Here is an 11,454-nt window from a genome sequence, read left to right on the forward strand (position 1 = left end):
ATTTAGCAGAAAGCTACGGGTAATTAGTACTGCTCGGCTTTGCCATTACTGGCTTTACACCTGCAGCCTATCAACGTCCTCGTCTAGGACGACCCTTAAAGGAAGCCTCATCTTGGGCTGAGTTTCGCGCTTAGATGCTTTCAGCGCTTATCTCATCCGAACATAGCTACCCTGCGATGCAGCTGGCGCCACAACAGGTACACCAGAGGTTCGTCCAACCCGGTCCTCTCGTACTAGGGTCAGGTGCCCTCAAGCTTCCAACGCCCACAACAGATAGGGACCGAACTGTCTCGCGACGTTCTGAACCCAGCTCACGTGCCACTTTAATCGGCGAACAGCCGAACCCTTGGGACCTTCTCCAGCCCCAGGATGTGACGAGCCGACATCGAGGTGCCAAACCACTCCGTCGATATGAGCTCTTGGGAGTGATCAGCCTGTTATCCCCGGAGTACCTTTTATCCTTTGAGCGATGGCCCTTCCATACGGAACCACCGGATCACTATATCCTAGTTTCCTACCTGATCGACTTGTATGTCTCTCAGTCAAGCACCCTTATGCTATTGCACTCTACGCACGGTTACCAAGCGTGCTGAGGGTACCTTTGAAAGCCTCCGATACATTTTTGGAGGCGACCACCCCAGTCAAACTACCCACCAAACAATGTCTCCCGATTAAATCGGGATTAGGCATCAGGCAAGCAAAGGGTGGTATTTCAAGGACGACTCCACCACGGCTAGCGCCGCGGCTTCGCAGTCTCCCACCTATCCTACACATCGCTTACCCGATGTCAATGTTAAGTTATAGTGAAGGTTCACAGGGTCTTTCCGTCCCGTTGCGGGTACCCGGCATCTTCACCGGGACTACAATTTCACCGAGCTCATGGCTGAGACAGCGCCCAAATCGTTACACCATTCGTGCAGGTCGGAACTTACCCGACAAGGAATTTCGCTACCTTAGGACCGTTATAGTTACGGCCGCCGTTTACCGGGGCTTCAATTTAGAGCTTCTCCCGATTACTCGGGATAACCCCACCTCTTAACCTTCCGGCACCGGGCAGGTGTCAGGCTCTATACGTCATCTTAACGATTTAGCAGGGCCATGTGTTTTTGATAAACAGTCGCTTGGGCCATTTCTCTGCGCCCCCCGATCACTCGGGGGAGTCCTTTCTTCCGAAGTTACAGGACTAATTTGCCTAGTTCCTTAGCCATGATTCACTCGAGCACCTATGGATATTCACCTCGACTACCTGTGTCGGTTTACGGTACGGACAGCATACATCTGAAGCTTAGAGGTTTTTCTTGGAAGTCAGCTTACAACCACTATCCGCTTGTCCGAAGACTTACGGTACTATCGGGTTTCAGCACATCCGGCGGATTTACCTGCCAAACGTATACCTACGCCCTTCAACGTACTATTCCGTCAGTACGCGGGTCTATCACCCCTTCGTTACCCCATCGCAATGTGTGCTGGTACAGGAATATTAACCTGTTTTCCATCGGCTACCCCTTTCGGGTTGACCTTAGGGTCCGACTAACCCGGATCCGATTAGCGTTGATCCGGAATCCTTAGTCTTTCGGTGTGCGGGTTTCTCGCCCGCATTATCGTTACTTATGCCTACATTTTCTTTTCCAGTCGCTCCAGCAGGCCTTACGACCCACCTTCGATGCCACTGGAATGCTCTCCTACCGATCCGCCTTTCGACGGATCCTACAGCTTCGGTAATATACTTAATGCCCGGTTATTATTCACGCTTGATCGCTCGACTAGTGAGCTGTTACGCACTCGTTAAATGAATGGCTGCTTCCAAGCCAACATCCTAGCTGTCACTGCAATCAAACCTCGTTTGATCAACTTAGTATATATTTGGGGACCTTAGCTGATAGTCAGGGTTGTTTCCCTCTCGGCCACGGACCTTAGCACCCGCGGCCTTACTCCCGAAGAACATGTCATAGTATTCGGAGTTTGTCAGGATTTGGTAGGCGGTGAAGCCCCCTAGTCCAATCAGTAGCTCTACCTCTATGACACTACTATCGAGGCTGCTCCTAAAAGCATTTCGGAGAGTACGAGCTATCTCTCAGTTTGATTAGCCTTTCACCCCTACCCACAATTCATCCAAGCACTTTTCAACGTACACTGGTTCGGTCCTCCATCCCGTGTTACCGGAACTTCAACCTGATCATGGGTAGATCACAAAGTTTCGCGTCTACCCCCTCTAACTGAACGCCCTATTCAGACTTGCTTTCGCTCCGGCTGCCCCCGTCAACGGGGTTAACCTTGCTAGAGAGGAGTAACTCGTAGGCTCATTATGCAAAAGGCACGCCGTCAGTTAATAATCCTGGCAAGCCAGGAGGTTCACCTCCGACAGGTTGTAAGCGCACGGTTTCAGGTACTATTTCACTCTTCTGTTCGAAGTTCTTTTCACCTTTCCCTCACGGTACTAGTTCGCTATCGGTCTCTCAGGAGTATTTAGCCTTGCCAGATGGTGCTGGCAGATTCCCACAGGATTTCTCCGGTCCCGCGGTACTCAGGATACTGCTAGGTAATGGATTTGTTTCGCTTACAGGACTATCACCTCCTATGGTTCATCTTTCCAGATGTATTCTGCTACGCATCCAAATTCCAGTATTGCAGTCCTACAACCTCCTGATGGCCGTAACCACCAGGATTTGGGCTGTTTCCCGTTCGCTCGCCACTACTTGGGAAATCACTATTGTTTTCTATTCCTCCAGGTACTAAGATGTTTCAGTTCCCTGGGTTAGCTTCCCGATTACTCGGGATTCCCGGTCTTCAGCCGGGAGGGTTGCCCCATTCGGAAATCTCCGGATCGAAGGTTATTTGCACCTCCCCGAAGCTTATCGCAGCTTGTCACGTCCTTCATCGCCTCTGAGAGCCAAGGCATCCACCATGCGCTCTTAATTACTTTCTTGCTAATCTAGTAGAATGTCAGGATAACCCAGACATTCTGTATTTTCTTTCAACATGTCAAAGAACTTTTATAGGTATCAGGTTTTATCACACCCACACTTCTATCACACTCACACCCACACCCATCTCGTGGAGAATATCGGATTCGAACCGATGACCCCTAGCTTGCAAAGCTAGTGCTCTAGCCAGCTGAGCTAATCCCCCAAAACGATAACCATACGTAGTCCCGCGCAGATTTGAACTGCGGACCCCTACATTATCAGTGTAGTGCTCTAACCAACTGAGCTACGGGACTATACCTTTACCGCTGGGCAAGGCTTGCTTCCTGTGCTCTTTAGGAAGATACGTTACACTGCTCGTTTTGGAACAAGCCTAATTAAATAAAAAAAGATGAAGCAGCAGCGGAGCAAATACTTTCCGATTAATAACCGGTTGTATCAGCAAATCTCTCTAGAAAGGAGGTATTCCAGCCGCACCTTCCGGTACGGCTACCTTGTTACGACTTAGCCCCAGTCATTGGTTTTACCCTAGGCCGCCCCTTACGGTTACGGACTTTAGGTACCCCCAACTCCCATGGCTTGACGGGCGGTGTGTACAAGGCCCGGGAACGTATTCACCGCGCCATGGCTGATGCGCGATTACTAGCGAATCCAACTTCATGAAGTCGAGTTGCAGACTTCAATCCGAACTGAGACCAGCTTTCGAGATTAGCATCCTGTCACCAGGTAGCAACCCTCTGTACTGGCCATTGTAGCACGTGTGTCGCCCTGGACATAAGGGCCGTGCTGATTTGACGTCATCCCCACCTTCCTCACTACTTGCGTAGGCAGTTTCATTAGAGTTCCCAGCATTACCTGATGGCAACTAATGATAAGGGTTGCGCTCGTTATGGGACTTAACCCGACACCTCACGGCACGAGCTGACGACAACCATGCAGCACCTTGCAAGACGTCCCGAAGGAAATACGCCTTTCGGCATACGTCGTCCTGCATTTAAGCCCAGGTAAGGTTCCTCGCGTATCATCGAATTAAACCACATGCTCCTCCGCTTGTGCGGGCCCCCGTCAATTCCTTTGAGTTTCAACGTTGCCGCCGTACTCCCCAGGTGGATCACTTAATGGTTTCCCTCAGTCGCTGACAGTATATCGCCAACAACGAGTGATCATCGTTTACAGCGTGGACTACCAGGGTATCTAATCCTGTTTGATCCCCACGCTTTCGTGCATGAGCGTCAGTTACAGCTTAGTGAGCTGCCTTCGCTATCGGTGTTCTGTGTCATATCTAAGCATTTCACCGCTACATGACACATTCCGCCCACTTCAACTGTACTCAAGAACGACAGTATCAATGGCAGTTTCCCGGTTGAGCCGGGAGATTTCACCACTGACTTATCATTCCGCCTGCGCACCCTTTAAACCCAATGAATCCGGATAACGCTTGCATCCTCCGTATTACCGCGGCTGCTGGCACGGAGTTAGCCGATGCTTATTCATACAGTACCATCAGTCCCGGTACACGACCGGGATGTTTTTCCTGCATAAAAGAAGTTTACAATCCATAGGACATTCATCCTTCACGCGGCATGGCTGGGTCAGACTTGCGTCCATTGCCCAATATTCCTTACTGCTGCCTCCCGTAGGAGTCTGGTCCGTGTCTCAGTACCAGTGTGGGGGTTAACCCTCTCAGGACCCCTAGACATCGTAGCCTTGGTGGGCCGTTACCTCACCAACTAGCTAATGTCACGCATGCCCATCAATAACCGCCGGAGCTTTCATTCTAAGAATATGCATTCTCAGAATAGTATGGGACATTAATCCCGATTTCTCGGGGCTATTTCCCAGTTAAAGGTAGGTTGCATACGCGTTACGCACCCGTGCGCCACTCGTGTATCTCCGAAGAGACCTTACCGTTCGACTTGCATGTATTAAGCCTGCCGCTAGCGTTCATCCTGAGCCAGGATCAAACTCTTCATTGTAATAATGAATTATTTAATCTCTTGGACTTGCAATTTCACCATAATTGGAGTATTAATCTTGGAGCATTTGCTTCCGCTAGGCTTGCTTCAATCTTTTCAAAGAACTTTTTTTATTCCTTTTGTACTTTTTTAAAGTCAAAAGGGCTGCAAAGATATAACCTTTTTTTTATCCGGCAAACATTTCCAAAAAATAAATAATCATTTTCCGGAAAATGGGCATCTCATGTAATACATGATGTCCGGTTTGCTAATGTTTTCAGGTATTTTTTAAAGAACGAAATTCAAATGAGGGTGCAAAGGTAATAACATTTACTAATATACAATAAAATGCATGAGTAAAAATTAATTTAAGATATGAACATTGGTTAATAAACCCTTAAAATCAAATCAACCACCTCTTCTGGCGATACCGATCAATTCATATTTAAAAGAATCCTTGACGATCAGGAACAAGGCAATGATATAAAAACTATCAATAAGCAGGTCGTAAATAAATTTGATGGTTGCAGAGTTGTAATATGCTGTGAGCAGCAGAACATAAATAAGTTGAATTGTATAAAATGCTATGATATTCTCGATGGCTGACCGCGTGGCGTGTTTTACGGACATATTGAAAAAAAGCAGTATTTGCCAGGTCAGGATCATAATAAAAGGAAGCAGTATAAGATCGGCTTTTTGGGGGTAAGATCCTTTTCTGCCATCAACGATAGTATCAACAATGAACGTCGGGGCATTTTCTACCAGTTTAAGACCTACATGCGTATCATGGGAAAATAGCAATAAGATATTTGCGCCGACTCTGAGCAATTGAGCGTACAAATAAGCAAACCCATTAAACCAAAGGGCCAGCAAAAGCCCTGATGCCCCGAGAACAATTAAAATATTGATAATTTTCTTTTGTCTCATGTCTGCGGATCTTTGGGTTGAAAATCAGGATTGTTCAATTTGTCGCGCCAGGCCCAGACACCAAATATCATAAATCCAAACAGGATATTCCAGACGTAATCATGGGTCGTGTCAAAAATTTGGGGATAATACCGTCCGACATAGCCCATGGCAAAGAAACGGAGAATGTTTGTCAGGAAAATAACAAAGAAGAATATGAGCAGGTTAATGAGTTTATGCTTGAGATTCCAATTGGCAAAAACAGCTAAAGCAATGGCAAACAGGTAGAAATTATATGCGGTACATTCAACGATTATTTCCATGGAAAAACCATCGAGTGTGATGGTAGAAAAGCCCAGTTTCCGAATGGGAATGAAAAACAATTTTCCCATAGCAATAGTTGAATTCGTTGTGAAACCAACGAAAAAATTACGAAATTCTTCTTTTATACCAGGTATATGCACTATGAGTACCAGAAGGAACCATAAGGCAAAAGCCTTGATCAAAGGCAATAATTTAATCAGCAACTCTTTATTGAACAGGGGTTTTTGAGGCTTTTGCGGCTTTTGTTTCTTATCCGGCGTAGCAGTGGGCATCGGTTTTTGATGAACCTTCTTCTGGCTGGGAATCGGTCTATTGCTATTTTTCTTTTTCAAAATGAAAATAATTTTGGAATGTAAAAATAGAAAAAGATATCAAAATATTGATGGATGGAATATTTTTAGGATTTACAAGGTTTTTTAACAAGGTGGCCGTATTACCTTTCGACGATTCAATGATAAATACCGGATGGTGGTTTATATTAAGCTCCGGGCCGGCTGAATTCTTATTTCAGACCGGCCCGAGCGCTTTTTTGCTGGTAAATCAATAAAGGCTAACGATCGTCAAATGAATTCAAGGTTATTCTTATCTGTAGCCTTTTCGCAGTAGATACACTCAAGTCGAAGGTCTTCTTTGTCGATAACATTGAATTTAGTGGGTATCTTTTCGTGGTTGGTGATACAATTTGGATTAAAACAACGGACAAACCTGTTGATCTGATCAGGAATTTCAACCTTTTTCTTTTCGACAACCTGGTAATCACGGATGACGATCAGCGTTGCCGATGGGGCTACCAAAGCGATCTTATTTATCTCATCACTTTTGAAAAAAAGGTTGGCCACTTTTATAATACCTTTACGGCCGTATTTTTTGCTCTCCAGGTTTGTTCCGAAAAGAATCTGTTCCCTGCAATTTTCCAGTCCTAATATTTTAACAACCTGAAAGACACTCTTTGCCGGGATGTGATCGATTACCGTCCCGTTTTCAATGGCAGATACCTGCAATTCCTTCCGCGTCTTTTTCTCATCCATAACAACCGAATTAAGAATTAAAAATTAAAAATTCAAAATTAAACTACTCCAAGTATCGACGCAAGCAAAGCCTGCCTGACAAAGACGCCATTCTGGGCTTGCCGGAAATAATATGCCATTGAGTTGTTATCTACCTCCATTTCAATTTCATTGACCCTGGGAAGAGGATGGAGAACCCGCATATTTTGCTTCGCCCCCTGAAGCATTTCATTCCTGAGAATATATGCATTCCTTACTTTTTCATATTCAATCGGATCTGAAAATCTTTCTTTCTGAATACGGGTCATATACAATATATCCACCTGGGGGATCACATCATTAATATCTGTATATTGAAAGTAATCAAGCTGGTTTTCTTTGATCCTTCTTTTAACATAGCTTGGTAATTTAAGCTCCTCCGGCGAAACAAGGTGAAATGTTGCATTAAAATTACACATTGCAAATGTCAAAGAGTGAACAGTCCTCCCATATTTCAGGTCGCCAACAAATGCGATCTGCAGGTTTTCCAGTTTTCCTTGTGTTTTCCTGATGGAATACATGTCGAGAAGCGTTTGGGTAGGATGCTGGTTAGCACCATCACCGGCATTTATAATAGGTACCGGACTGACTTCGCTGGCAAAACGCGCACTTCCTTCCCTGGGATGGCGCATCACGATTATATCAGCATAATTACTGACTGTACGAATCGTATCATTCAAAGACTCGCCTTTAGAAACGCTGGAGGAGCCGGCTTCAGAGAACCCTATGACCTGAGCTCCCAACCTGGAAGCAGCACTTTCAAAGCTTAAACGGGTCCGGGTTGAAGGCTCAAAAAATAATGTTGCCACAACATATCCTTCCAGGATATTCTGAACGGGCTTGTCCTCAAATCCTTCAGCCAGGTCAAGAATACGGAGTTGTTCTTCTTTGGAATAATCATCAATAGAAACCAGGCTTTTATTTTTCATACACTTTGGTCAGGTAATTGGTTTGCCAAACCTAATCATTTCAATCCATGTTTAATTACGAATTCATCCAGGATATCGTTCAGGTTTGGATCACCGATTTCCTGCAGATCGTAGTAAACCCGGGTATTGGGTTTATTAATTTTGATGATGCGGTTAAGGTCGATGGGGGTGCCAATGATCACCGAATCACAATCAGTTTTGTTGATTGTTTCTTCCAGGTCTTTGAGTTGCTGTGCACCATATCCCATTGCCGGCAGCAGCGTGCCGATATTAGGATAGATCTGGAAAGTCTTTGTCAGTTTTCCAACCGTATATGGCCTGGGGTCTACCAGTTCGGCAGCGCCATATTTTTGTGCGGCAACAGTACCGGCTCCTATTTTCATTTCACCATGGGTAAGGGTTGGGCCATCTTCAATCACCAGGACCCTTTTTCCCTTTATCAATTCAGGATTATCGACTTTAATCGGTGAAGCGGCATCGACCACAATAGCTTTTGGGTTCACTTTGGCAATACTCTCCCTAACCGTTTGGATGCCTTTTGCATCAGCTGTATCCATCTTATTTATAACTACAACATCAGCCAGGCGGAGGGTGACTTCACCGGGATAATAAGTGAGTTCATGCCCGGGACGATGGGGATCAACGACGGTAAAGTTCAGGTCAGGTTTGTAAAAAGGAAAATCATTGTTTCCGCCATCCCATAAGATCACGTCGCATCCATCAGGGTCTTGTTCAGCTGCCCTGAGGATAGCCTCATAATCGACCCCGGCATAAATCACATTGCCTCTAACTACGTGGGGCTCATATTCTTCCATTTCCTCGACAGTACATTTGTGCTTGGCGAGGTCACCGATGGTAGCGAAGCGCTGGACCTTTTGTTCGACGAGATTTCCATAAGGCATGGGATGCCTGATGGCAACTACTTTCAATCCCTTAGCCATAAGGATTTCAATAACGCGGCGGGAGGTTTGGCTTTTACCACAGCCAGTCCTGACAGCACCAACAGCGATAACCGGTTTGGTCGATTTGACCATGGTATCTTTAGGTCCCAGCATCATGAAATTAGCACCGGCAGCGTTCACGATCGCGCTGACAGCCATAACTTTCTGATAAGTGACATCGCTGTAAGAAAACACACAAATGTCAGCTTTCAATTCCTTTATCAGCCGGGGAAGGTTTTCTTCGGCGAAAATGGGGATTCCTTCCGGGTAGAGGTTTCCGGCTAATTGTGCCGGGTACTTCCTGCCATCGATGTCAGGGATCTGAGCAGCAGTAAATGCTACCACATTGTAAGATTCATTGCCGCGAAAATAAGTGTTGAAGTTGTGAAAATCTCTTCCTGCAGCTCCTATAATGATCACATTTTTCTTCATTACGTAAGCTTTTAATGGTTAGTGATTGATTTATTTTGAACAAAGATAGAACTTTAACTTGAAACCGGAAGGCGGTGAAGTTGATTTTTTGATGAAGGCTTTAATTCGCTATTTTTGGGGTCTTGATTTTACCAAAAATGATAGAAACGATACTTGCAGAAAAAACGACAGAAGCCATCAGCCTGTTATTCGGACATCAAATAGACCCTTTATCGGTTACCGTGCAGAAAACCCGCCCTGAATTTGAAGGAGACCTTACTATAGTTGTTTTCCCTTTGACCCGTTATTCCGGTAAATCACCTGAAGAAACCGGAAAGGATATAGGAAACTGGCTTCAACAGAAAATTAGCCTGGTCACTTCTTTCAATGTGGTCAAAGGTTTCCTGAATTTAGTGATAAGTGATGATTTCTGGCTGGATTTCTTCTCAGCAAACTTGCTTAATCCAACATATGGTTTCACTCCTGAAGATAAAGGCCCTCCCGTGGTTATAGAGTATTCATCTCCGAATACAAATAAACCATTACACCTTGGGCACATCCGGAACAATCTCCTGGGCTGGTCGATTGCAGAAATATTAAAAGCCAATGGCAGGAAAGTCATCAAAGTGAACCTGGTCAACGACCGGGGTATTCATATTTGTAAAACGATGCTTGCATATCGCAAATGGACTGATGGCGTATTGCCGGAAAAAAAAGGACAGAAAGGCGATATATTCGTAGGAAATCTTTATGTAAAGTTTGAACAAGCCAATAAAAAGGAAATAGATAATCTAATTGCCAAAGGTCTTACTGAAGATGAAGCTTACCGGCAATCTAACCTGACGCAGCAAGCTCTGGACCTTCTGCAACGATGGGAGGGCGGTGAACAGGAGGTCAGGGAGCTCTGGAAGACCATGAATAACTGGGTTTACGAAGGATTTGACCAGACATACAAACGACTTGGAGTTGATTTTGATAAAATCTATTATGAATCGGAGACTTATCTTTTAGGGAAGGATTTGGTCAGAGAAGGACTGGAAAGAGGCGTTTTTTTCAAAAAAGATGATGGCTCTGTCTGGGTCGATCTGAATGATTACAAGCTGGATGAAAAGCTCCTGTTACGTCCTGACGGAACCTCGGTTTATATCACCCAGGATCTTGGGACTGCTCAATTGAGGGTTGACGAATATAAACCGGGACAGTTACTTTATGTTGTTGGTAATGAACAGATCTATCATTTCGATGTTCTCAAGATTGTGCTTAAGCTATTGGGAAGGGATTGGTCTGATAAGATTCTGCATGTTTCCTATGGGATGGTGGAACTTCCAAAAGGGAAGATGAAATCCCGTGAAGGCACTACTGTGGATGCTGACGAACTGATGGAAGAAATGTATGAAACGGCAAAGAAAACCACATCTGAACTGGGTAAACTCGACAATCCCGATGACCTGGAATGGATTGAACTATTCGAGATGGTGGGAATGGGTGCGCTGAAATATTTTATCCTGAGAGTTGATCCAAAAAAGAATATGTTGTTCAACCCGGAGGAATCTATCGACTTCAACGGACATACCGGGCCTTTCATCCAATATACCCATGCAAGGATCAGGTCTTTGCTTGGCAAAGCGGAAAGCAAGGGATTTCGAAAGCCCGGCCTGACGGCTGATTTGCCAGGCCCAATGCTTCCAAAAGAAAAACAGATTTTAATACTGTTGTATGAATTTCAAGCTGCAGTTTCGGAAGCGGGACAAAGCCTCAGCCCAGCGATCGTTGCCAATTATTGCTATGAACTGGCCAGGGAATATAACCAGTTTTACCAGGAAATCCCTGTGCTTCGCGAACCTGATGGGGGGAAACTCCGATTCAGACTTGCCCTTTCGGAATTTACCGGAGATGTGATAAAAAGAGGAATGGGGTTGCTTGGGATACAGGTTCCGGAGAAGATGTGATGGCAGTTCCCAGTTCCCAGTTCGTGGTCAGCGGTCGGCGGTCGGCGGTCGGCAGTCAGCAGCTAAAAA

At 45.4% G+C, this 11,454-nt stretch carries 6 protein-coding genes, 2 tRNA genes and 2 rRNA genes; 1 reads left to right on the plus strand and 9 read right to left on the minus strand.

Annotated features, from left to right (window positions below; all coding sequences use genetic code 11):
- Positions 1-4 precede the first annotated feature (4 nt).
- The 9 genes from M0Q51_04475 to M0Q51_04515 form a co-directional block, all read right to left on the minus strand.
- Positions 5-2,926 (minus strand): 23S ribosomal RNA (locus M0Q51_04475).
- A gap of 129 nt (positions 2,927-3,055) precedes the next feature.
- Positions 3,056-3,129 (minus strand) — tRNA-Ala (locus M0Q51_04480).
- Positions 3,130-3,146: 17 nt separating this feature from the next.
- A tRNA-Ile gene (locus tag M0Q51_04485) sits at positions 3,147-3,220 on the minus strand.
- Positions 3,221-3,379: 159 nt separating this feature from the next.
- Positions 3,380-4,900, minus strand: a 16S ribosomal RNA gene (locus M0Q51_04490).
- The 16S and 23S rRNA genes sit together here with 2 tRNA genes alongside, the layout of an rRNA operon.
- A 387-nt stretch (positions 4,901-5,287) precedes the next feature.
- On the minus strand, positions 5,288-5,806 hold the full coding sequence (locus M0Q51_04495; GenBank protein MCK9399236.1) for a hypothetical protein: 519 nt from the start codon (positions 5,804-5,806) through the stop codon (positions 5,288-5,290).
- On the minus strand, positions 5,803-6,441 hold the full coding sequence (locus tag M0Q51_04500; GenBank protein MCK9399237.1) for an exosortase/archaeosortase family protein: 639 nt from the start codon (positions 6,439-6,441) through the stop codon (positions 5,803-5,805). The genes M0Q51_04495 and M0Q51_04500 overlap by 4 nt, the downstream gene beginning before the upstream one ends.
- A gap of 228 nt (positions 6,442-6,669) precedes the next feature.
- On the minus strand, positions 6,670-7,137 hold the full coding sequence (gene pyrI / locus M0Q51_04505; protein ID MCK9399238.1) for an aspartate carbamoyltransferase regulatory subunit: 468 nt from the start codon (positions 7,135-7,137) through the stop codon (positions 6,670-6,672).
- A gap of 38 nt (positions 7,138-7,175) precedes the next feature.
- Positions 7,176-8,084 (minus strand): aspartate carbamoyltransferase, encoded by a 909-nt coding sequence (pyrB, locus tag M0Q51_04510; protein MCK9399239.1) that lies wholly within the window; start codon positions 8,082-8,084, stop codon positions 7,176-7,178.
- Positions 8,085-8,119: 35 nt separating this feature from the next.
- Positions 8,120-9,457 carry a cyclic 2,3-diphosphoglycerate synthase gene (locus tag M0Q51_04515; GenBank protein ID MCK9399240.1) on the minus strand — a complete coding sequence of 446 codons (1,338 nt, stop codon included), beginning with the start codon at positions 9,455-9,457 and terminating at the stop codon, positions 8,120-8,122.
- 137 nt (positions 9,458-9,594) lie between these two features.
- On the opposite strand from M0Q51_04515, the gene argS reads away from it, so the two are divergent.
- Entirely contained in the window at positions 9,595-11,385 is a 1,791-nt protein-coding gene (gene argS / locus M0Q51_04520) for an arginine--tRNA ligase (protein ID MCK9399241.1), read from the plus strand.
- Positions 11,386-11,454 lie beyond the last annotated feature (69 nt).

This window comes from Bacteroidales bacterium, from assembly GCA_023229505.1.
Classification (GTDB): Bacteria; Bacteroidota; Bacteroidia; order Bacteroidales; family JAGOPY01; genus JAGOPY01.

Excerpts from the sequence above, each read along its gene's own strand:
- M0Q51_04515 (MCK9399240.1), bottom strand. The coding sequence starts at position 9,457 with ATGAAGAAAAATGTGATCATTATAGGAGCTGCAGGAAGAGATTTTCAC.
- argS (MCK9399241.1), top strand. The coding sequence starts at position 9,595 with ATGATAGAAACGATACTTGCAGAAAAAACGACAGAAGCCATCAGCCTG.
- M0Q51_04495 (MCK9399236.1), bottom strand. The coding sequence starts at position 5,806 with ATGAGACAAAAGAAAATTATCAATATTTTAATTGTTCTCGGGGCATCA.
- pyrI (MCK9399238.1), bottom strand. The coding sequence starts at position 7,137 with ATGGATGAGAAAAAGACGCGGAAGGAATTGCAGGTATCTGCCATTGAA.
- pyrB (MCK9399239.1), bottom strand. The coding sequence starts at position 8,084 with ATGAAAAATAAAAGCCTGGTTTCTATTGATGATTATTCCAAAGAAGAA.